Below are 23,815 nucleotides of genomic sequence, written 5' to 3'. Positions count from 1 at the left end.
GCCTTAAGGCATTTAAGAGATGTTCCGGCAGCGACCTACTTTCCCAGGGGTAGCCCCCAAGTATCATCGGCGCTGGAGGGCTTAACTTCCGAGTTCGAAATGGAGTCGGGTGTGACCCCTCCGCCATGGCCACCGAAACAAAATGTATAGTTAATAAGGGTAAGTTTTTTAATAGTTAGGTTAAGACTCACGGACTATTAGTACCGGTTAGCTGAACATGTCGCCATGCTTACACTTCCGGCCTATCTACCTGGTAGTCTTCCAGGGTCCTTCAGTCACATCCGAAGATATGAAGGGAGACCTTATCTTGAGGCTGGCTTCCCGCTTAGATGCTTTCAGCGGTTATCCGTACCGATCATAGCTACCCTGCTGTGCCGCTGGCGCGACAACAGGCCCACTAGAGGATCGTCCATCCCGGTCCTCTCGTACTAGGAACAGACCCTCTCAAGTCTCCTACGCCCACAGAAGATAGGGACCAAACTGTCTCACGACGTTTTAAACCCAGCTCGCGTACCACTTTAAACGGCGAACAGCCGTACCCTTGGGACCTGCTCCAGCCCCAGGATGTGATGAGCCGACATCGAGGTGCCAAACCGCGTCGTCGATGTGAACTCTTGGACGCGATCAGCCTGTTATCCCCGGCGTACCTTTTATCCGATGAGCGATGGCCCTTCCATGCGGAACCACCGGATCACTAAGACCAACTTTCGTTCCTGTTCGAGATGTCTCTCTCACAGTCAAGCTCCCTTATGCCTTTGCACTCAACGGCTGGTTTCCAATCAGCCTGAGGGAACCTTTGCACGCCTCCGTTACTCTTTAGGAGGCGACCGCCCCAGTCAAACTACCCGCCAGACAATGTCTCCCGCCTGGCTTCACAGGTCGGGATTAGAACTCTAGAATACAAAGGGTGGTATTTCAAGGATGGCTCCACAATCACTAGCGTGACTGCTTCAAAGCCTCCCACCTATCCTACACATCATAGCCCAAAGTCCAATGTCAAGCTGTAGTAAAGGTGCACAGGGTCTTTCCGTCTTTCTGCGGGTACTCGGCATCTTCACCGAGATTTCAATTTCACTGAGTCTCTAGCCGAGACAGTGCGGCGATCGTTACACCATTCGTGCAGGTCGGAACTTACCCGACAAGGAATTTCGCTACCTTAGGACCGTTATAGTTACGGCCGCCGTTTACCGGGGCTTCGGTTCAATGCTTCGGATTGCTCCTAACATCTCCCCTTAACCTTCCGGCACCGGGCAGGTGTCAGTCCCTATACGTCGTCTTGCGACTTCGCAGAGACCTGTGTTTTTAGTAAACAGTCGCCACCGCCATTTCGCTGCGACTTCCCCTGGCTCATAAAGTAAATTCAATCACCAAAAGAAGCACCCCTTCTCCCGAAGTTACGGGGTCATTTTGCCGAGTTCCTTAGCTAGAGTTATCTCAAGCGCCTTGGGATTCTCTCCCCACCCTCCTGTGTTGGTTTGCGGTACGGTCCACTAATTGATCTCGCTTAGAGGCTTTTCTTGGCAGCATGGGATTAGTCACTTCCGTCTATAAAGACTCGTCATCACCTCTTGGCCTTAACGAAGATCCGGATTTGCCTGAATCTTCAGCCTACTGGCTTGAACCGGGATGTCCAACACCCGGATGACCTACCCTCCTGCGTCCCCCCATCACTCAAACGATCAATCAGCAGGTACAGGAATATTAACCTGTTTCCCATCGACTACGCTTTTCAGCCTCGCCTTAGGGGCCGACTAACCCTGGGCAGATTAGCTTTACCCAGGAAACCTCGGGTTTACGGCGAACGGGTTTCTCACCCGTTTTATCGTTACTCATGCCAGCATAATCACTTCTCTTAAGTCCAACAGACCTTACGATCTGCCTTCTTCCCATTAGAGAACGCTCCCCTACCGCGCCATGTAAACATGGCACCCGTGGCTTCGGTAATGTGCTTGAGCCCCGGTACATTTTCAGCGCAGAACCACTAGACCAGTGAGCTATTACGCTTTCTTTAAAGGATGGCTGCTTCTAAGCCAACCTCCTGGCTGTCTGAGTAGTCCCACCTCTTTTCCCACTTAGCACATATTTAGGGACCTTAGCCGACGGTCTGGGCTGTTTCCCTTTCGACCACGGACCTTCTCACCCGTAGTCTGACTCCCGGACTTTAAACTTACGGCATTCGGAGTTTGATAGGGTTTGGTAACCTGGTGGGGCCCCTAGCCCTTTCAGTGCTCTACCTCCGCAAGTGAACATCCGAGGCTATACCTCAATATATTTCGGGGAGAACCAGCTATCACCGAGTTTGATTGGCCTTTCACCCCTATCCACAGGTCATCCAAAAAGTTTTCAACCTTTACTGGTTCGGGCCTCCACTTGGTTTTACCCAAGCTTCACCCTGCCCATGGATAGCTCACTCGGCTTCGGGTCTAATCCAAAGTACTTATCGCCCTGTTCAGACTCGCTTTCGCTACGGCTACACCTCCACGGCTTAACCTCGCACTTTAAATTAACTCACTGGCTCATTATGCAAAAGGCACGCTCTCACCCGTCCGAAAACAGGCTCGAACTGCTTGTAGGCAATTGGTTTCAGGTTCTAATTTCACTCCCCTAACAGGGGTTCTTTTCACCTTTCCCTCACGGTACTAGTTCGCTATCGGTCGCCAAGGAGTATTTAGCCTTGGAAGATGGTCCTCCCAGATTCCCACGGGGTTTCACGTGCCCCGTGGTACTCAGGTACCTCTTAGCGTCACTTTCGATTTCGAGTACAGGGCTTTCACCTTCTATGGCTTACCTATCCCAGATAATTCCTCTATCTACTAATGAATCACTATATTGAGGCCCTACAACCCCCCGCACTTACTTTATTACCGACATGCTTATATTATTAAACTCAACAGTCGGTCATAAAGTAAGTGCGGGGTTTGGGCTAATCCCCGTTCGCTCGCCGCTACTTAGGGAATCTCTCTTGATTTCTTCTCCTCCGGGTACTGAGATGTTTCACTTCCCCGGGTTCGCCTTCCCACTAAGTGGGAATACCTGAACATTACTTCAGGTGGGTTGCCCCATTCGGAAATCCACGGGTCAAAGCCTGTTTGACGGCTCACCGTGGCTTATCGCAGCCTTCCACGTCCTTCTTCGCCTCTTGGCACCAAGGCATCCACCAATTGCCCTTAATATCTTAACCTTTACTTACTTAAAAAAACTTACCCCTATTTAACTGTCAATGAACCTGCAGACCTTAAGCTTGAACCATGCGTTTAATCATGACCAAACACCTTACTATCTGCGTCAAGGAACTTCTATTAAAGCTCCATGTTTTGCATCATTACATATAATAAAAAACATGAAACTCTAATAACTACATAATCAATCTTCCAACGCCGTTTAACTGGTGGAGGTGAACGGGATCGAACCGATGACCTCCTGCGTGCAAGGCAGGCGCTCTCCCAGCTGAGCTACACCCCCATTTAGCCTACTTGGCCTGATGCGTGGTGGGCCTAGGTGGACTTGAACCACCGACCTCACGCTTATCAGGCGTGCGCTCTAACCGAAACTGAGCTATAGGCCCGATTGATTATATGTCACTGATCATTAAAAATGTTCCTTGATGTTAAATAGTGAGTCAGCCTTATTCTTTCCGTAAAGGAGGTGATCCAGCCGCAGGTTCCCCTACGGCTACCTTGTTACGACTTCACCCCAATTATCAGCCCTACCGTGGACGCCTGCCTCTCTTGCGAGTTAGCCCGGCGGCTTCGGGTAGAACCAACTTTCGTGGTGTGACGGGCGGTGTGTACAAGGCCCGGGAACGTATTCACCGCGGCATGCTGATCCGCGATTACTAGCGATTCCAACTTCATGCAGTCGAGTTGCAGACTGCAATCCGAACTGTGATGGGGTTTTTGGGATTAGCTCCACCTCGCAGTCTCGCTGCCCTCTGTCCCCACCATTGTAGTACGTGTGTAGCCCTGGACGTAAGGGCCATGATGACTTGACGTCGTCCCCACCTTCCCCCGAGTTAACCTCGGCAGTCTCCATAGAGTGCCCAGCTTTACCTGATGGCAACTAAGAATAGGGGTTGCGCTCGTTGCGGGACTTAACCCAACACCTCACGGCACGAGCTGACGACAGCCATGCAGCACCTGTCTCTGCGCTCCCCGAAGGGCACTTTCGTATCTCTACAAAATTCGCAGGATGTCAAGTCCAGGTAAGGTTCTTCGCGTTGCATCGAATTAAACCACATACTCCACCGCTTGTGCGGGCCCCCGTCAATTTCTTTGAGTTTCAACCTTGCGATCGTACTCCCCAGGCGGGATACTTAACGCGTTAGCTACGGCACCGAAATTCTATCCCAGCACCTAGTATCCATCGTTTACAGCGTGGACTACCAGGGTATCTAATCCTGTTTGCTACCCACGCTTTCGCACCTCAGCGTCAGTAAAGGCCCAGGTGGCCGCCTTCGCCACTGGTGTTCCTCCCGATATCTACGGATTTCACTCCTACACCGGGAATTCCGCCACCCTCTACCTCACTCAAGCACGGCAGTTTCAAATGCAATTCCCAGGTTGAGCCCGGGGATTTCACATCTGACTTGCCGCGCAGCCTACGCGCGCTTTACGCCCAGTAATTCCGAATAACGCTCGCACCCTCCGTATTACCGCGGCTGCTGGCACGGAGTTAGCCGGTGCTTCCTCTGAAGGTACCGTCAAACATACCACATATTACTTGGCATGCACTTCTTCCCTTCTGACAGAGGTTTACGATCCGAAAACCTTCTTCCCTCACACGGCGTTGCTGGGTCAGGGTTGCCCCCATTGCCCAATATTCCCCACTGCTGCCTCCCGTAGGAGTCTGGACCGTGTTCCAGTTCCAGTGTGGCTGATCATCCTCTCAGACCAGCTACTCATCGTCGCCTTGGTAGGCTCTTACCCCACCAACTAGCTAATGAGACGCGGACTCATCTCAAGGCAATGGCTTAAATCAGAGGCCATCCTTTACTACATATGTAATAAACAAATGCAGACCATCCGGTATTAGCTCCGCTTTCGCAAAGTTGTCCCGGTCCTTAAGGCAGATTATCCACGCGTTACTCACCCGTGCGCCGCTTTACTCAAGAGCCGAAGCTCTCTTTCTCGCTCGACTTGCATGTGTTAGGCACGCCGCCAGCGTTCATTCTGAGCCAGAATCAAACCCTCCAGTTAAAATAACTAGAAAGCTATATATACATAACTCTACAAAACTAATTTGGACCCGTAAGCTTCTTCCTATTTCAAAAAAAACCTACTGGATTATTTGGCTGACTCACTATTTAATTGTCAAGGAACATCCTCGCGGAAACAAATATAATTAATCGTCCCCAGCTACTTTGTCAATCTTTATTTTTCTTTTTTCTAAAAAACTGAAAAATTATATTGAACCCTCCAAAAAAACAAACCCGACCCTTCCGAGCCGGGAAGAGAGTATTTAAATGCTTGTTACAGACTTGTCAACAAAAAAAATATCTTTTTCAAAATAATTAATTTATCAATCAGGAATTGAGGTTAACCATTGCCCTGTAAGGATTTTTTCTGTATAAATAATAAGTGTGCCTGGACGGTGGTACTCGGTAAAAATATAAACTTGTGTGATAGGTCATAGATATTTTTAGATTTATAACCAGACTGTGACAGCTTGGCACGGGTACTGTACCAATTTAGAAAAGTGACAGTATCCTAAAGTTACTCGCTGGTTCGGTCCCGGGCCGCCCCGGTGAGGAGCTAACATGGTTCTAAAACCATCCATTCTAAAGGAATGATTATGCCTTTCATAAAGCCTAAAAAAAATAAACTTAGAAAAGAACTAACTCCAGAGGAATTTTTTGTAACCCAGGAAAACGGGACTGAGCCTCCATTCAATAATAGGTACTGGAATAATCATGAAGAAGGCATATATGTAGACATCGTCTCTGGAGAAGTTCTTTTCAGCTCCACTCATAAATTTGATTCTAACACAGGCTGGCCGAGTTTTACCATGCCTGTATCAGAGGAAAATGTTACCGAGCATGAGGACAACTCTCTTCGTTCCTTAAGGATTGAAGTGAGAAGCAGGCTTGCTGATTCGCATTTAGGCCACGTGTTTGACGATGGCTCGGGCAAATCAGGGCGTCGCTATTGTATCAATTCGGCAGCTTTGCGCTTTATACACAAATCTGAAATGGTTGAACAAGGGTATGGGGAATACATGTACCTCTTTCAGGATAAATCTGAGCAGACTTGATCATACATCAAACCAAAGCTCCTTTCATAAATCCTCTGACTGAGTTTACAAGATATATTCTTTTACAAAATTGCAATTCACTTACTGATATTATTTTTTCCTGAATAATACCTGATGAAAGAAGAAATTGTCTGTAAGTCCCTGGCAACAAGCCTGACTTAACTGGTGGAGTATAAAGTCTTTCACCAAAATCAAGCACAAGATTAGCTATTGTGGTCTCAGTCACTTCACCTTTTTCATTCCACAAAATTATATCGTGAGCTGATTTCTTCCTGGGTTCAGCTTTTTCATAAGCTTCTCTGCAAGTTGTTTTGTGGTATAAAAAGACGTTTGAGGAGCTGACTGCTTCTTTTGCAAGACTGACATTAATTACGTCAGGCAGACCCATTATTGGCTTTTGTTCAATTATAACATGGCCTGATTTACTCAGTTCAAGCCTTACCTTGCAAGCACTGATTAGACTTTCAACAAATTCGTGCAGAGTGCATTTGACCTTTAACATGTCAAAGTTGAATTTAAAGAAGTGCGCCGAGGTTTTGAGTCTGGCAAGATGTGCTCCGAGAAGGTGGTATCCTCCCTGAGGAGTCCAGAGAATTGACTCAAAAAGATTGAACTCTGGACGGATCCTGTAAAGAGCCTGACTTTTAATTTTACACTCCTGCCATTCAGAATGGGCGTCTGAATCCCAGACTATTCCACCTCCTACTCCATATTCAGCGGAGTTATTTTTTTTATCAACCAATACCGTTCTGATAGCAACATTAAACTGACACTGACGATCAGGTCCCATATATCCAATGCTTCCTGTATAAATTTTTCTAAGAGCAGTTTCAAGTCGAGCAATGATATCCATAGCAGCAGCTTTAGGGGCACCTGTAATGGAAGCCGGTGGAAAAAGTGCATTAAAAACAGCTGGAATGTTAGCTTTAGATTTGCAAGTCACCTCTGAGACCATCTGCCATACAGTAGGATACTTTTCCACTCCAAAGAGGGAGCTTGTTTCTACACTCCCGGGCTCTGCAATACGTCCAAAATCATTGCGAACCATATCAGTGATCATAACATTTTCGGCCATGTTCTTTGTGCATCTTTGCAGCTGTCTGGCAAGCATGTCATCTTCCCAGGCAACCAAACCACGAGGCGCGGTCCCCTTCATGGGTCTGGAAATAAGTTTTTCTTTATCCATTTGGAAAAACAACTCAGGAGAGAAACTGCAAACAGAAAAGTCAGGGTAGTCTAAATAGCAAGCGTATGGTGGGTCATGGGCAAGAGCAAGGTTAACAAAAAATTGCCATGGATCACAAGCAAACCTGGCATAAAGGCGCAGTGTATAGTTAATCTGGTATGATTCACCTGCCTCAATCAGATTTTTTATGGATTGTATGCGAGACTGGTAATTAGCGAAGTCAGTGTTAGTCCGCCATGCAGGGAAAGCCCCCTGCTGCCTGTCACAGACAAGCCTGTGCAGCGCTCTGACTGTGTCAAATATACCAAACCGCAAAAGAGGAAATTTATCACCAGTTTTTACCTTGAAGCAAGGATCAAAAGCTGGCGATGACTCATAGGATAGGAATCCCGCAGCATACTTACCTTTGTTTTGAACAAGATCATCAATCTCTAACAGGCAGTCAAAAACCTCTGCGGCACAATACGATTGTATAAAACCGACGGGATTCTCAAACAAAAGCCAGGTATTTTGAGGGTAAACTCTGATGACTGCCTGATGGTTTTGAATGGAATGTTTATGCATATCAATCCTTAAACACCAATATCAGGCAAGAAAATCAAAGTCTTGAATTAAAAGATAGAAAACAGATCTTGTTTTGCATTCAGTTAAGTATAACCAGTCCAAGATTCAAATACGCAGCAAAGCCGACCCACAGGGCGTAGGGAACAAATAGAAGTGATGCTTTTTTACTTACTGGATACGAGTATTTAATATATAAAACTATCAGAATCAATAGAATAAATATATTAAAAAAAGCTATAAGCGGGCTCTGCAAGCCAAAAAACAACATTGACCACATAGCATTAGTTACAAGTTGCAAACCCCATGTGAGCATAGCCTTATTTTTTATGCTTCTGGTCTTAATCCAGGTTAACCATCCAGATATGGCAATCATAACATACAAGGTGAGCCATACAGGAGTAAAAATCCATCCAGGGGGAGTCAAAGCAGGTTTTATTAATTCGTCGTACCATGGGCCGGGTCTGAAGAAAGCTCCAAACAGGGATGTTAAAAAAACCATACTTAGAAAGACCAGGAGTGCTTTCATTAGGATATTACCAGGGTTTAATTTTCATTAATATTAAAGCGACTTAAAAAATTATAACAGTTTAGACTTTTGGGTGTAGCACAGGACTGGATTTACCAAAAGTCTAAACTATTACTAATTCATAACTGTTATGACACATGGATAGTAAAGGGCTGCACTGTAGCTTCAACACCAAATCGCAGCCCATTCAAGATTTTTGGTTAACGATGAAGCTGACCCTTTAGAGCGGCAATACGCTTATCAAGAGGTGGATGGCTCATAAAGAGGGCTTTCCAGTCATAACCTTCAGATTTTCCATTTATTCCAAAAGATGACATTTGATCAGGCAAGGGCTCATGGATGGCTTTTTTCAACTTTTCCAGAGCAGATACCATTTTTTCAGTGCCAGCTAACCTTGCCCCGCCAGCATCAGCTCGAAATTCCCGCTGACGGCTAAACCACAGTACAATTGTGCTGGCCAGAATACCAAAAACTATTTGAGACACTAAACTGGCAACAAAAAAACCAATACCATGCCCTTCCTCATTTTTAAAGATTACACGATCAACAAAATGACCAACAATCCTGGAAATAAAAATTACAAAAGTATTCACAACACCCTGAATGAGAGTCAGGGTTATCATATCCCCATTTGCAACATGACTGACCTCATGTGCCAGCACAGCTTCAACCTCGTCTTGATTCATAGTTCTAAGCAGGCCGGTACTAACAGCAACAAGAGCCTTATTTTTGCTCATTCCTGTGGCAAATGCATTAGGTACTTCTGAATCAAAAATGCCTACTTCGGGCATACCTATATTTGCCCTTTGCGCTTGTTGTCTTACTGTCCTGATCAACCAGTTTTCGAGTTCGTTAGCGGGTTGTGTGATTACCCTGGTACCAGTAAGGCGCTTGGCCATCCACTTAGAGATAGCCAATGAAATGAAAGAACCTCCAAAACCAAGTACAGCAGCAAAAATGAGCAGGCTGGAATAATCTATGCCAACTCTCTGCTCATCCAGTATACCGGTGACTCCTAACAAATTGAGCACAACAAACAATACTGCTAAAATTGCTATGTTAGTTGCAAGAAACAAAAAAACTCTCTTCATCTTCAAATTCCTCCAGATATTTCTGTTTTATGTTTTTTTATATTTATTTTAATTGTCACGGTTTTTAACTTGTAATCTGCCAACAAAAAAGTATCATATTTACGTCTTTCAAGACATAAGAGAAAAACATCACATTGCCATATTCATGCAAGATCTTGAGCTGACAGCACTAAATACTCCTGAGATGTACAAATTCTTACAAATTCTGTTGAGCAGCTACAAATCAAGATGATAAAAAAAATGCAACATATAAGCTTTTAATTATTATGCAGGTAAAGCTGATTGTCAATATTTTTAGACGCTTGACTCTAACTTGCAAGCGTCTCACCCGGGCGGACCGGGACCGAACGTGTGAGTAACTAAAAAATCAACCTTAACACGAGATTGCTTCGCTTCGCTCGCAACAAGGATTGCCGCGCTCGAAGACTCGCTCGCAATGACAGCTGAGCTGTCAGGGATGTAGTTGCTGAAAACTTGTCACCCACGAGGGAGCCTAAGCGACCGAAGTAATCTGTATGGCAAAACCATAATACTTTGAATTTATTACTTATTTGGTTTTAGTTACTTAGAAGCTTCTTGTTTTTTTACCTCATATAGGATAACCTGTAAGCAGATTGATTGTAATACAACCTTACAGCTTGAAATCAAGTCTTTGCAATCCAAAAGCGTTGAGTGCTGTTATATAAAGCTCCATGCATACTAAGCTTAACACATTAAAGAAAGGAGATGAAATATGATCACCAGGGATGAGGCCGTTGAAATCCTCCATGAGCACCTGAAAGAGGATAATCTGATCAAGCATTCTATTGCCACAGAGGCAGTTATGCGTGAACTGGCCAAAAAACTCGGCCATAATGAGCATGAGTGGGGGCTGACTGGTTTACTGCACGACCTTGACTACACATTGACAGCAGATGAGCCTTCAATGCATGGAGAGAAAAGCGCACAAATGCTCTCAGGAAAACTGCCTGACTACAGTGTTTCAGCCATAAGGCTGCACGCAGCTGAAATGAACAACTCCGGCACACCGGCCACAGAATTTGACTATGCCCTACGTTGCGGCGAAACTGTAACTGGTTTGATCATGGCAGCTGGTTTGGTCCGCCCCAATGGTTTGCAGGACATGAAGCCCAAAAGTTTGAAGAAAAAAATGAAGGATAAGGCCTTTGCTGCCTCAGTGAATAGAGATACTATAAGGGAGCATGAAAACATTGGTCTGGATCTAAATGAATTTTTGAGTCTTTCCATCACAGCCATGCAATCTGTGTCCAAGGAACTTGGTTTCAACGATCAAGGCTGACACGCATAAACTTCATCAAGTATCTCTCGACCGCCGCCATCAAGTACTTTCCTGGCAAGCTCAACACCTATTTTATGAGCATCTTTGGGCTTGCCAGTCTTGGTGCGGCGTATTACGGTAACACCTTTTATGTCAGAAACAAGACCAGTAGCGTAGATTCGATTATTTTCCTGAATACACAGGCAGGCAATGGGAACCTGACATCCGCCTTCCAGTTCAGCCAGAAAAGCCCTTTCACAGGTTACACAATACCTGGTGCTGGAATGGTCCATAAATCCCAACAACTCATCCATTTCAGGTTTATTGGATTGGTACTCTATGCCAAGGGCACCCTGACCTACTGCAGGGAGAAAGTATGGCGGTGCAAGCTCACTTTCAAAGGTTGCATTAAAACCAAGCCTTTTCATGCCTGCCTCTGCAACAATAATGGCATCGTAAAGACCTTCTTTGAGCTTGTTGAGTCTGGTATCCAGATTGCCCCGCAACATTTCTATCTTAAGATCAGGCCTTAAATGAAGCAGCTGTGCCTGTCGTCTGAGGCTTGATGTACCTACAACTGCTCCATCAGGCATTGAACCGAGATCCTGATACTTTTCTGATAACAGCAGGTCGTATCTGGATTCTCGCTTTGGAATAATGCCAAGTTTTAAACCTTCAGGCAAAACAGCAGGTACATCTTTCATGCTGTGAACTGCAATATGCGCCCTGCCATCAAGAATGGCCTCCTCAATTTCCTTAACAAACAACCCTTTGCCACCAACTTTGGCCAAAGGAACGTCCAGAATCTTGTCACCAGTAGTTTTGATTTTGAGCAACTCGACATCCAGCCCAGGATATCGTCCCTGGAGACGTGAGGAAATATGCTCTGCCTGCCATAAAGCAAGCTTGCTGCCTCTTGTGGCAATGACGATCTTTTTCATATAATATCTGCTCTGATGGTAATAAATTTATTCCGTTTACTTATTTTACACTGACTGTAGAGATACTATTGAAAGCCTGCGACAAAGAAAGGTAAATTTAATATTTCTACAAGATTTCAAAGCCCCAAGTTCAAAGCCCCAAGTCCAAAGTCCAAAGTCCAAAGTCTAAAGTCTAAAAATCTAATGATCAATACCTTCAATCGTCAGCCTTCAGCCTTCAGCCTTCAGCTGTCAAGTTTAAACCTGAAATTAGGCATATTTATGCTGTATCACAAGGTATAAAAGCTTTCCTTGGCGGTAGTTCAAGTTTTTGCCCCTGATCGCTGACCCTGACAAAGGTTATATCGTTGGCAAAAACATATTTTTCCTGATTTGCTCCAGGTTCGTCAGAATAAACAGCAACGCTGTAAGTAGCTGATGTTACTCCCTGCCTGACAAATTCGATATTAAACCTCAGGATTGATCCAAGAGGCACCTGATGAGCAAACCTGATTTCATGCATGGCAACTGTCACCAGTTTACAACCGCGAAACTCTTTGCTTGCTGCCAGCCATGCAAACTCATCCACCCATTTAAGCATCATTCCACCAAACAAAAAACCATGATGATTCAAATGTTCAGGGCGGACAAGTGTATAGTTGTTCATTGAAAAGGCCTCACGCTTGGAAAAAACTTTTAAAAAACTACGCCACTTATAAAGTTGCTCTTGAAAAATAGAGCTCTCTTCACTTTTTTGGCAGAAAGGCTGAAAAATATTTGAAAAGAGTGGAGGTTGCAAGAATCCAATACTTACAAGCTTGCTTATTTTTCTAATGTCCCTGCTGTGTTGAGATAACACCCCTTAAGAAGACCAAAGCACCCGGCCAGCATCATATCTCCACCGGGGCACAAAAATTCACAATCAAAATCCTTTAATAATTTCCGCTTTGGTCCCAGCACAAAGGTTGGAGTGAAGTCAAGCCCTTGTGCAGAATCTAATACCAGGCACCCATGCCCATTATCGTCAAAGATATCCTTGTTGCTTAATTGCCCTTGCTTAAATAAAGATAACTGTTTCCAGAGCTTTTGTCCATTTAAAAGACCGGTGTGATGTTCCATTATACCATGTACCCGGTTTTGGAAGGCAAGAAAAGCTATTGCATGGCTGTTGCCAACGTTTACAACGCAAATCCCTCGTTGATGAGAAAGTTTTTCTACCTCCTTAACGAAAATGGCACCAAGAAATGCGGCTGAACCGGTATCCGCTACCCATCCGGCACCAATGGACTCTCTTAAACTTATCAGTCTGGTCATTTCATCAGGAGGTTTTGAAAAAATAAGCTTTTCTATATGACCGTCATGGTCCAGCAGAAACTTTTTCCAGATTTTGAATCTTCCGAGCCTGTTGCTGCTGTCAGGATGAAAACCATGATCCTGGGCGCATGCAAGGATCATTTCCGGATATTCCAGGCCGGACATGGCAAGATATGTTTCCCAGAAACCTGGATCATAGTCAGCAAGATAAACCGGGCAATATCCTTCGGGGCACTCTTCATGAATTTCAAGCCCTGTCCCTCTCACCCAATCGAGTCTGTCTGACAGGGAAAAAGCTGCTTCAGGGTGAATAGCACCTTTTAGTCCTGTATCGAGACATTGCTTCAAAGACCTGTAAAAGCCACCGCCCATATTTTGGCCATAAAAAAATATTTTTTTTCCAGCCTGATGCAATCTTTTTATTTTATCAGCGATACGCATCGCTGGTGAAGGCAGAACAAATTTCGGGCAATTTTCCAGCTCTATATCAGGTCTAAAATACAGTACATCCTGAGTTCCACTGCCTATATCTAAGCACAGGATACTCTTTTGCTCAAAGTTCAAAACATCCTCCAGTCAGACTAATTTCCAAGGATTATCTGCAGTGTCAGTTAAATTTCAGTATCTGCTTAGCGCTTTTAAGGAAAGCAGGGGACAGGCACTCCGGGACCCACTTGATCATCAATTTGTGCTCAAAATGACTCATTTTTGGGACAAGTGGGTCCCGGAAGAGCCAGTCCCCCTCCGGGCTGTATGCCTCCGGGCAGGAAGCCGTGCCACATCCAAAGCGCTAAACAGATACAAATTTCAAAGTCACTACTTGCGAATAACCTGAAAATTCGAGTACATGAACTACTTGCATGTTAGATCCCGGGTGGCGATGATAAAACTCTTCAAAAAAGACAAAAAGGGCAGGCCTAAACCTGCCCTTTTTGTCCCTGTCTTGTCCAGAGTTTATTGAGTGGAAATTTTAAGACTTGAATCCTCCATTTCCACAAGTACCTTTTGACCATCCAGCAACCTTCCGGAAATTATTTCCCTGGCCAGAGGAGTTTCAATTTTCTGCTGGAGGTATCGTCGGAGAGGGCGAGCACCATAAACCGGGTCGTAAGCTTCTCTCGCTATAAACTCCTTGGCCTCCTGAGACAAATCAAGCTCAATTTTACGCTCATCAAGCCGAGACTGGATATGAGCAACAAGAAGATCAATAATTTTTTCAATTTCTTCCAGTAACAAGGGTTTAAACATTACAATTTCGTCTATCCTGTTTAGAAATTCAGGTCTGAAATGAGACCTTACAGTGCCCATCACCTGATCCCGGGTTTCTTCTCTGAGTTGACCCTCCCTTGAAATGCCCTCCAGCAAAAACTGAGACCCAAGGTTTGAGGTCATAATAATAACAGTATTTTTAAAATCAATGGTTCGCCCCTGGCTGTCAGTCAATCGACCGTCATCCATAATCTGAAGCAAAACATTGAAGACATCCATGTGTGCTTTTTCAACCTCATCAAAAAGCACAACACTGTAAGGTTTTCTGCGCACCGCCTCTGTCAGCTGTCCGCCCTCATCATAACCGATGTAGCCTGGAGGAGCACCAATCAACCTGGCAACCGTATGTTTTTCCATATACTCAGACATATCAATGCGGATCATGTTTTCTTCGGTGTCAAACAGATTATGAGCCAGGGTTTTGGTCAATTCAGTCTTACCTACTCCAGTAGGACCAAGAAAAAGAAAAGAACCTATGGGCCGGTTGGGGTCCTTTAGTCCTGACCTTGCTCTAAGCACTGCGTCAGCAACGGCATCCACTGCTTCATCCTGGCCAATAACTCTTTCATGAAGAATATCGCCAAGCTTCAGCAGTTTTTCCCTCTCACCCTCCAGCAGCTTAGATAAAGGTATGCCCGTCCACTTGGAAACGATTTCCGCGATGTCATCCGGACCAACCTCTTCCTTGAGAAGAGTTTTACCATCTGTATGCCTTGTGAGATCTGCTTCCTTTTCAGCAAGTTCTTTTTCCAGCTGGTTAAGCTTGCCGTATCTGAGTTCTGCAGCACGATTCAAATCATAAGCCCTTTCAGCATTTTCAATTTCATACCTGGTTTTTTCAATGCTTTCTTTAAGCCCCCGCAAGGAGTTAATGGCACCTTTTTCCCGGTCCCACTGGGTTTTAAGGGCTGTCTGACTTTCTCTAAGCTCTGCAAGTTCTCTCGCCAGCTTTTCTAAGCGGTCTCTGGATGCGTCATCCTTTTCCTTTTTCAAAGCTTCCTGCTCAATTTCGAGCTGCATTATTTTTCTGTTTATTTCATCAAGCTCAGTGGGCAGGGAGTCAATTTCACTTCTAATCTTGGCAGCAGACTCATCAATCAAGTCTATTGCCTTATCCGGCAAAAACCTGTCAGAAATATATCTGTGAGACAGGACTGACGCAGACACTAATGAACTGTCGCTTATGCGCACCCCATGATGCACCTCAAAGCGCTCCTTGAGTCCTCTTAATATTGAAACTGTGTCCTCAACACTTGGTTCATCCACCATTACAGGCTGAAATCTTCGCTCTAAGGCAGGATCTTTCTCAATATATTTCCTGTATTCATCGATTGTGGTGGCACCAACACAATGCAATTCCCCCCTGGCCAGCATGGGTTTGAGAAGATTGCCTGCATCCATTGCGCCTTCTGCCTTGCCTGCACCGACAATGGTATGAATTTCGTCAATAAACAAAAGGATACGCCCTTCTGACTTTTGAATTTCTTTAAGAACAGCTTTAAGCCTTTCTTCAAACTCACCTCTGTACTTTGCCCCCGCAATCAGTGCGCCCATATCCAAGGCAAAAACTGTTTTATCTTTAAGCCCTTCAGGAACATCCTTGTTAAGAATTCTCTGGGCAAGCCCTTCAGCAATAGCTGTTTTTCCAACACCAGCTTCGCCAATCAAAACAGGATTGTTTTTGGTTCGCCTGGAAAGTATTCGCACACAGCGTCTTATTTCGCTGTCCCTGCCGATTACAGGATCAAGCTTACCCGCCCTTGCTTCTTCCACCAGGTCACGGCCGTATTTCTTCAATGCATCATAGGTATCCTCAGGATGCGCTGAGGTAACACGCTGGTTGCCCCGGACCTGATTCAATGAAGACAAAATTTTATTTTTATCCAGCTTTAATTCACTTATGACCTTTCCGGCACCAGTTGAAGGTGATTCATCCATAATAGTCAACAGGATATGCTCTACACTGACGTAATCGTCCTGCATGCTTCCTGCCAGATCTTGTGACTTGAGAAGCAGTCCGTTTAGTCTCTGTGTGATATATATCTGACCAGGCTGGGTTCCTGGACCACTGACCCTGGGAACTTTGCTAAGCTTCTCTTCAATGCTTTTAAGCACTTCAGCAGTGTTATACCCGGCATGCTGAAGAATCTTGGGAGCCAGCCCATTGTCCTGCTCCAGCAAAGCCTTGAACAGATGCTCAACATCAACCTGTTGATGACTGCTGCGCAGCGCAGTTTCCTGAGCCATGGACATGGCTTCTTGTGATTTTTGAGTAAATTTATTTAGATCCATAGTTATATCCTCCTTAAAATAACACATAACGCTCGGAATGTTAGCATCGGAACATATCTCTTTTTGTGGCTCCAGCCACATTTTGAAGAAGCGACTGGAGCCGCAGGAGAAAAACGTCCCCAGGTTGAGCCTGGGAACGAGGGGTGTAAGTTACTCGCAGGTTCGGTCCCGGCCCGCCAGGGCGAGAAGCTTATAAAACCAATAAAGTCTAACAACCCAAATCTTCAACCTCCAGCCTTCAACCTTCAGCCTTCAGCCTTCCACATTAAGCCTGAAAACGACAGCCGACCTCTAACTAAACAATACTTGATTAAGTGGGGTTGCGGAAAAAATCTGCCTTAAATCAGACTTCTCAGTTGAGTGATTTCTTTCTCCATGGACTCGATTCTTTCCAGCAAGTCCACAATAATAATGCCGCCAATAGTGGGTAACTCAAAATCACGGCATACACGCATAAGTTTTTGTACGCGAAATATCTCTTTTTCAGGAAAATGATAATTATCCTTGGAAGTACTGACTGTTTCCACCCACCCCATATCTACAAGTTCAGTCAATCTATATGGACAAACCCCGGTCTTTTGAACAAATTGCGACCAGTGAATTAAATTGGACTTAATCAGAGAAGAACTGACTTTTTTCTGTATACTGTAATCCTGCATATTATTCTCCTTCACCGGCTAAGATCTGGGCGAAAAAACGGAAGTGTCTTTCAGTTGCTGCCAGAGTTCTTTTTCATTATCAGGTACATTTTTGGGAACTTTAATCATAATCCGGACCAGTTGATCTCCTTTAGAAGCTCCTCTTCCCATACCCCGGCCTTTAATTCTTAATTTTTGACCACTGTTAATTCCATGTGGTATTTTCATTTCAATATTACCTTCAAGGGTGGGAACGAGGATATTAGCACCAAGCACTGCTTCCCAGGGTGAAAGAGGCAGGTCATATATGATATTGTTTCCATCTAACTTAAAGTGCTCATGAGGCAGAATATTTACCCGCAGGTACAAATCTCCGGACTGTCCTGACCCCATACCCGGAGAACCCTGTCCACTCAGTCTGATCTTGTTTCCGTCCTTGATGCCTGCAGGAATATTCACGTTAAGAGTCTTGTTTTGAACAGCAGGACGACCGTCAGCGCCAATAATCTGCTCTTGCAGAGTAATGCTTTTTGATCCGCCCTGATACGCTTCTTCCAGTGTAAGTTCCAACGCTGCCTCAGCATCCTGTCCTTTACGAGCAAAAGATCCTCCGGAAAATGGATCTCCCTGAAATCCCGATGTGGAGCGTTTAAACCGTTGCCCTCCACCAAAACCACCTCCAAAAATAGTTTCAAAGAAATCGCTGAAATCAAATCCTGCACCTCTTTGATCCCCTTGAAAATTAAAATGAACGTTATCATAGCCCGGTGGTGGCTGAAAATTCTGGCCGTGTTGCCAGTTGGGCCCAAGAGAATCGTAAAGTTTTCTTTTTTCCGGATCTTTCAACACCTCGTAGGCTTCGTTGATCTCCTTAAACTTATCTTCTGCCTTGGGATCGTTGGGATTTAAATCCGGATGATATTTCTTGGCCAGCTTCTTAAAAGCCTTGGACATCTCTTCTTTAGATGCCTTTTTGTCAACTCCCAGGATTTTGTAGTAATCCTTATATTCCATATAGCATGATCCCCCTTACAATTATTGTATCAGCTCAGCAATTCAGTTGTGACCCTGGATAAAATCCTGAACTAAATCTCACTACAGCGACATTTTGTGCTAATTACTGCCTCGGTCACCGGGGACAGTCGCTTTTGCCGATCTTAAAGCACAAAACAGATGGACTATCCAGCGGCAAAAGAGCCAGCCACCTTACAGCTTAAATAAGATGTCACTGCAGTGGTATCTAAGCAACCTGATCATTAATCAAACTTATTTTGAATTTATGGTTTCTGTCTGATACATCTTATGGTCAATTTTCTGACATTGTTAGTTAATTCAGATTCATTCTTAGTCAAGCAGTAGAGTAAATTTTCATTATGATAGCAGTGCAGCAAAATGCAAAAGGAACTTTATCAGATCCGGCGGTTGCTTTCATCTGAAAACTCAGATCTTCAATCGTGTCAGACTGATAAAGTAAATATCGGAAAAGATTACGCGTTTCCGAATAGTGTCAATATGAGCAGTTTGTGATGGCTATTTTTGGATTCAATCTGGTTTAGACAACCTGGAACAGGATCAGCTCCTGGCTTCTTGACTGTCCCCAGTCGGCTTTTCAAAAAAATGTAATACTCACATTTAGAGGCTTAAAATAACAACATAACGAGAGCCAGTCCAGTAAGCCCGGCAAATTGTGCAATCCTTGCCGGGTTTCGTCTCAGGCGCACTTTATTAAGCATAAAAATGGGCACTGTCTGCAAAAAAGATATAAACATCTGCCACCTGAAATCAAACCCCATAAAGGCGGAATAATGCACAAGCACTGGAACAGCCAAAGCAACTCCAAGGAGAAGAACTTCCAGGCTACCCGGCCATAACACCCTGACACGCCTTGTATTGAGAACTCTACCCAGGGTCCAGAGCATGGCTGCCCCGGAAACCAGCAACAATATTCCACGCATCCAGTCATCACCGGCAGACGCTACATTGATAGCCAATATAAAAGAATAAAGTCCAAAAAAAATAACTGCATGGGCTATCCCCATCTGTTTTATTCCACCTTTCCATGGATAATAGACCAGGCCGAACAGAACCACAAACAATATATAATATTTGAAAGGCGCAGGCATTTCAGGAGCCAACAAGGCACATCCCAGAAGAGATGCCCATATGAAGATAAAAAAGAGCCAGGATTTTTCAGCTGTCCAGAAGAGAACTTTTCTCAGAAACTGATTGGTCGGATCAAGACGTAGATTAAATCCCACCTGTTTATTTTGAGAGACAGTTCTGCGCTCGGCAAAGTAAATTGCTGCGTACAGGCAAAAATAGACAAAAAGTACGGTATAAAACTGCACCCATTCAGGTAAAGGTCTGACAGTCCAGGCAAGAATACCCATTCCAAGCATGAAGCAATATATTCCGCTGACTGTAAGCTGATGGCTGAAGCCAATTGCCATGAGGCGATGATGGATATGTGTACGATCCGGATTAACAGGACTTTGCCCTTTCATAATCCTTCGGACCATCACAAATAAGGTATCAGCAACTGGCAGACTGACAATGATTAGAGCTGTAACCGGCTGGTAACCCTTTTCGGCTGGACCGGCCTGTGTCAGAAACACAGCTGCAGCAGCCATTACAAAACCCAGCAACAGGCTTCCGCTGTCACCCATGAATAACTTGGCAGGATGAGTGTTGAACCTGAGAAAGCCCAAAATCACTCCCATGAGACAGACAAGAATGGCCATGTAGGCCCAATTGCCCTGGGCGTAGGCAAAAGGGATAAAAAAAAGGCAGGCTATAGCTGCCATGCCTGCTGCAAGGCCGTCCAGCCCGTCAGACAGGTTAAAGGAGTTGATCACTCCGGTCATGGCAAAAACAGTTAAAAGCGGACCAGCCCAACCCAGGATTATTGGTCCTGAACCAATAATATCTCCCAGATCGGTCAAATATACTCCACCCACAAGCATGAAGCAGACTACTGCTACTATTTGGAAAAAAAACTTTAATTTGGGCGATAAATCTTTTCCATCATCAGCAAGACCAGCACAAAAAATAATGCTCGCCCCAGCCAGCACAGCCCAAAGTTCCCTGCCCCATCCGGCAAAAACCACGACCCCGGAAAAAAAAGCAATAGCCATGGCCGCTCCACCCAGGCGGGACATGCATTGATCATGTACTTTTCTTGTGCAGGGTTGATCCACAAAACCCAGCCTGGCTGAAACACGCTCTGCTATGGGAGTAAGCAAAAGCGTGAAAAAGAGGGAGGTAAAAAAGGCAAGAGCCAGAATTGCGATTTCAGAAAATTCAGACTGCTGATACATATTTGTTCAGATACCAGTCCACAGTCTTTTCCATTCCACTCTCAAAGCTTTCATGGGCGTGCCATCCAAGTTCTGTCTCAATCTTGGAGGCATCAATGGCATATCGCAAATCATGGCCGGGCCTGTCTGCAACATATGTCAACTGTTCTTCATAACTGCTGCCATCATTTCTGGGACGTTTGATATCAAGATTGCGGCATATCAGCCGGGCAATACTGATATTTTGCCATTCATTCTTTCCACCAATATTATATGTTTCACCACTTTTGCCCTTTCTGAGAGCCAGTTCAAGCCCTCGGCAGTGATCTGTTACATAAAGCCAGTCTCGTACATTTTTTCCGTCTCCATATATTGGAATTGGTGCACCTTTCAGTGCATTGCGGATTATGGTGGGGATAAGCTTTTCATTATGCTGTCTGGGACCATAGTTATTGGAACAATTAGTAATAACAGTATTCATGCCATATGTATGAAAATAGCTGCGAACCAGCATATCTGATGCTGCCTTGCTTGCACTGTAGGGGCTGTTGGGGGCATAGGGTGTAGTTTCAGAAAAAAGACCGGTTTCTCCAAGACTGCCATAGACTTCATCTGTACTTACATGCAGAAATCTGCACTTTTCAAAGCCTGGTTTGCATTTAAAAGGTCCATCCATCCAGTACCTGAAAGCTGTGTCTAACAGAACAAAAGTACCGTAAACATTGCTTTGTATAAAAATTTCAGGACCGGAAATGGAATTATCCACATGGCTTTCTGCTGCGAGATGCATGACTGCGTCAATAGAAAATGACTCAAAAAGATAATTGACCAGTTCACTGTTGCCGATATCTCCATGGACGAAATTATACCTTTCATGCCCCTGGATATCGGCAAGGTTTTCAGAGTTGCCTGCGTAAGTAAGCTTGTCAAGATTCACAACACGGCAATCAGGATATGTATCCAGAAGATATATAATTAGATTGGAACCGATGAATCCGGCCCCGCCCGTTACCAGTATTGAATTCATTAATATTCTCCTTGTTTCGTTGGAGCAACAGAAGATCTAATCAAAAACATCAGCATTTTTTAACAATGGATTCTCAGCATCCTTGCCGGACACAACAATCTCTTGCTGTTTTAAGATCCAGTCAATGCCCAGGTCAGGATCATGGAACAGTATGCCTCGATCGTGTTCCCGGGAGTAATAGTTGTCTACCTTGTACTGAAAAAGAGCCTTCTGACTCAGAACTATAAATCCATGGGCAAAACCTTTGGGTATGAACAACTGGCACTTATTTTCCTGGGATAACTCAACAGCCACATGCTGACCAAAATATGGACTGCTCCGGCGAATATCCACCACCACATCCAGCACCCTGCCCTGCACCACTCTTACCAGCTTGCTTTGTGCCATGGGAGGCAGTTGGTAATGAAGCCCGCGCAGCACTCCTCGCATGGACAAAGATTCATTATCCTGAACAAAATTTACTCCAGGTATTTCCTGGTCAAAGATATCCTTTCGGAAACTTTCAAAAAAATACCCCCGCTCATCACCAAAAACCTTTGGTTCAACAATGATGACTTGGGGAATTTTTGTCGGTGTAAAAAGCATTCTTACTCCTGAATCATTTCGCTGTCTTTGATTAATTCTTGAATCACTCCGGGAATGGTATAGTCATCAGGCATAATATCTGATTTAAACCCAAAACCTTGCAGAGTTTTATCAGTTACCGGGCCGATGCAGACCAGTTTTATACCTTTATCAAGATTTTTGGCGATATGTTCCGGAGCAACTAATGAAAAAAAGTTTTCTACTGTGGAAGAACTGGTAAAAGTTATATAGTGAATCTCACCCTTTTCTAAAGATGAAACAATTTCGGAATCATCTTCCTGTGTCAGTCCGGTTTCATAGACCGGAACGATCTCCACATCCGCCCCGGCCTTCATCAGTTCCTGGGGTAAAACCTCGCGGGCCACTTTCGCTCTGGGTATAAGTACCTTCTGCCCCATAACCCCGAGCTGCAGCATACCCTGAACCACTGACTCAGCCACATACCTTTCCGGAACAAAATCTGCGTTAATGCCGCGCTGTTCAAGAGCTTCAGCAGTGGCAGGGCCAATGGCAGCCACCTTATTATTGCCCAGGGCCCGGGCATCAAGCCCTGCTTTAACAAGCTCCTGCCAGAAAAATCGAACCCCGTTAACTGAAGTAAAAACAACCCAATTGTACTGATGAAGTTTACTTATTGCATCATGCAATGGCAAATAGTCATCAAGAGGATTGATTTGAATGGTTGGAAATTCAAAGCAACAGGCTCCAAGATCAGAAAGCTGAGCCAGCAGAGAACTGGCCTGCTCACGAGCTCTGGTCACCACTACTCCCTTACCAAGCAGAGGCAGTTTTTCAAACCAGTTCAGTTCATCTCGCAAACAAACCACTTCACCAACTATAATTAAAGAAGGAGGCTTAAATCCTTGCCGGGCAGCCTCATCTGGAATATCCTGCAGAGTTGAAACTAAGGATTTGTGTTTACATGTAGTACCCCAGCGCACTAAGGCAACAGGCATATCAGGGCGCATTCCATGCTGTATGAGCATTTTGCTGATATGAGGAAGGTTCTTGACTCCCATAAAAAAAACCAGAGTGCTGGTTCCGGTTGCCAGGGAATGCCAGTTATGAGCGCTTTCAGGTTTGTCCGGATCTTCATGGCCGGTGATGAACGATACTGAAGAAGCGTACTTTCTGTGTGTCAGGGGTATTCCAGCATAAGCAGGAGCTGCAACCGCGGAAGTAACTCCTGGAATAACTTCAAACTCAGCTCCAGCTTCCAGCAACTCCTGAGCTTCTTCTGCGCCGCGACCAAAAATATAAGGATCACCACCTTTGAGCCTGGCCACAATTTTTCCATCAAGGGCCTTTTGCACAAGAAGTTCATTAATTTGAGCCTGAGGAAGTGTATGATCGCCGCCTTTCTTGCCAACATAAATAATTTCAGCATCTTCTCGGCAATTTTTTAAAAAAATCTTGTTGGCCAGATAATCATAAACCACCACATCTGCTTTTGACAGCACATCTCTGGCTTTTATGGTCAGAAGTCCGGGATCACCCGGACCAGCTCCAATAAGATAGACTTTGGACATTGTTTCCCCTTGTGAATACTCAATTCCTGTTGTTGCAGTTAGATTTATTG

At 44.8% G+C, this 23,815-nt stretch carries 15 protein-coding genes, 2 tRNA genes and 3 rRNA genes; 2 read left to right on the top strand and 18 right to left on the bottom strand.

From position 1 onward, the window contains the following. Positions 1-22: 22 nt before the first annotated feature. The 5 genes from rrf to LZ23_RS03585 all read right to left on the bottom strand — a co-directional run bounded on the left by rrf (position 23) and on the right by LZ23_RS03585 (position 5,195). Positions 23-137: ribosomal RNA gene (rrf, locus tag LZ23_RS03605) — 5S ribosomal RNA — on the bottom strand. A gap of 39 nt (positions 138-176) precedes the next feature. Next, a 23S ribosomal RNA gene (locus LZ23_RS03600) occupies positions 177-3,181 on the bottom strand. A gap of 205 nt (positions 3,182-3,386) precedes the next feature. Then, positions 3,387-3,462 (bottom strand) — tRNA-Ala (locus LZ23_RS03595). A gap of 24 nt (positions 3,463-3,486) precedes the next feature. Further along, a tRNA-Ile gene (locus tag LZ23_RS03590) sits at positions 3,487-3,565 on the bottom strand. Between the two features lie 73 nt (positions 3,566-3,638). Further along, positions 3,639-5,195, bottom strand: a 16S ribosomal RNA gene (locus tag LZ23_RS03585). Together the 16S, 23S and 5S rRNA genes with 2 tRNA genes alongside form the textbook arrangement of a ribosomal RNA operon. 595 nt (positions 5,196-5,790) lie before the next feature. Between LZ23_RS03585 and msrB the strand changes: the two genes are divergently transcribed. Continuing rightward, entirely contained in the window at positions 5,791-6,249 is a 459-nt protein-coding gene (gene msrB / locus LZ23_RS03580; RefSeq protein WP_332308257.1) for a peptide-methionine (R)-S-oxide reductase MsrB, read from the top strand. A gap of 7 nt (positions 6,250-6,256) precedes the next feature. Here the strand turns inward: msrB and pabB are convergent, their stop codons facing one another. From pabB to htpX, 3 genes are all read right to left on the bottom strand, one after another. Beyond that, on the bottom strand, positions 6,257-7,999 hold the full coding sequence (gene pabB / locus LZ23_RS03575) for an aminodeoxychorismate synthase component I (RefSeq protein ID WP_045211646.1): 1,743 nt from the start codon (positions 7,997-7,999) through the stop codon (positions 6,257-6,259). Positions 8,000-8,078: 79 nt separating this feature from the next. Further along, on the bottom strand, positions 8,079-8,525 hold the full coding sequence (locus LZ23_RS03570; protein ID WP_045211645.1) for a TspO/MBR family protein: 447 nt from the start codon (positions 8,523-8,525) through the stop codon (positions 8,079-8,081). Between the two features lie 200 nt (positions 8,526-8,725). Then, entirely contained in the window at positions 8,726-9,616 is an 891-nt protein-coding gene (gene htpX / locus LZ23_RS03565) for a protease HtpX (RefSeq protein WP_045211643.1), read from the bottom strand. A 733-nt stretch (positions 9,617-10,349) separates the two neighbouring features. On the opposite strand from htpX, the gene LZ23_RS03560 reads away from it, so the two are divergent. Next, positions 10,350-10,916 carry an HDIG domain-containing metalloprotein gene (locus LZ23_RS03560; RefSeq protein ID WP_045211642.1) on the top strand — a complete coding sequence of 189 codons (567 nt, stop codon included), beginning with the start codon at positions 10,350-10,352 and terminating at the stop codon, positions 10,914-10,916. Here LZ23_RS03560 and hemC read toward each other — a convergent pair. The 10 genes from hemC to cobA all read right to left on the bottom strand — a co-directional run bounded on the left by hemC (position 10,907) and on the right by cobA (position 23,765). Next, positions 10,907-11,836, bottom strand: coding sequence for a hydroxymethylbilane synthase (hemC, locus tag LZ23_RS03555; protein ID WP_045211640.1), 930 nt, complete (start codon positions 11,834-11,836; stop codon positions 10,907-10,909). The genes LZ23_RS03560 and hemC overlap by 10 nt on opposite strands. Positions 11,837-12,095: 259 nt before the next feature. Beyond that, complete coding sequence (locus LZ23_RS03550) at positions 12,096-12,482, bottom strand: acyl-CoA thioesterase (protein WP_045211668.1); 387 nt, start codon at positions 12,480-12,482, stop codon at positions 12,096-12,098. 155 nt (positions 12,483-12,637) lie between these two features. Then, positions 12,638-13,693 carry a DUF1786 domain-containing protein gene (locus LZ23_RS03545; protein ID WP_157493093.1) on the bottom strand — a complete coding sequence of 352 codons (1,056 nt, stop codon included), beginning with the start codon at positions 13,691-13,693 and terminating at the stop codon, positions 12,638-12,640. Positions 13,694-14,083: 390 nt separating this feature from the next. Then, positions 14,084-16,690, bottom strand: coding sequence for an ATP-dependent chaperone ClpB (gene clpB, locus LZ23_RS03535; protein ID WP_045211634.1), 2,607 nt, complete (start codon positions 16,688-16,690; stop codon positions 14,084-14,086). Between the two features lie 338 nt (positions 16,691-17,028). After that, positions 17,029-17,349 (bottom strand): chaperone modulator CbpM, encoded by a 321-nt coding sequence (locus tag LZ23_RS03525; protein ID WP_045211631.1) that lies wholly within the window; start codon positions 17,347-17,349, stop codon positions 17,029-17,031. Between the two features lie 18 nt (positions 17,350-17,367). Next, the gene (locus LZ23_RS03520) at positions 17,368-18,342 is read right to left on the bottom strand and encodes a DnaJ C-terminal domain-containing protein (protein WP_045211629.1); all 975 of its coding nucleotides are present in this window, start codon (positions 18,340-18,342) and stop codon (positions 17,368-17,370) included. Between the two features lie 626 nt (positions 18,343-18,968). Further along, positions 18,969-20,645 (bottom strand): glycosyltransferase family 4 protein, encoded by a 1,677-nt coding sequence (locus tag LZ23_RS22255; protein ID WP_052507082.1) that lies wholly within the window; start codon positions 20,643-20,645, stop codon positions 18,969-18,971. Next, positions 20,629-21,651, bottom strand: a complete 1,023-nt coding sequence (gene rfbB, locus LZ23_RS03510) for a dTDP-glucose 4,6-dehydratase (protein ID WP_045211628.1) — start codon at positions 21,649-21,651, stop codon at positions 20,629-20,631. Before rfbB ends, LZ23_RS22255 begins: the two co-directional genes overlap by 17 nt. 36 nt (positions 21,652-21,687) lie before the next feature. Further along, entirely contained in the window at positions 21,688-22,236 is a 549-nt protein-coding gene (gene rfbC, locus LZ23_RS03505; protein ID WP_045211626.1) for a dTDP-4-dehydrorhamnose 3,5-epimerase, read from the bottom strand. A gap of 2 nt (positions 22,237-22,238) precedes the next feature. Further along, positions 22,239-23,765, bottom strand: coding sequence for a uroporphyrinogen-III C-methyltransferase (cobA, locus tag LZ23_RS03500; RefSeq protein ID WP_045211624.1), 1,527 nt, complete (start codon positions 23,763-23,765; stop codon positions 22,239-22,241). Positions 23,766-23,815 lie beyond the last annotated feature (50 nt).

Source organism: Desulfonatronovibrio magnus (genome assembly GCF_000934755.1).
Classification (GTDB): domain Bacteria; phylum Desulfobacterota; class Desulfovibrionia; order Desulfovibrionales; family Desulfonatronovibrionaceae; genus Desulfonatronovibrio; species Desulfonatronovibrio magnus.
The sequence above is the reverse complement of the archived record's forward strand: the minus strand, read 5'-3'. Positions and strand labels throughout refer to the sequence as shown.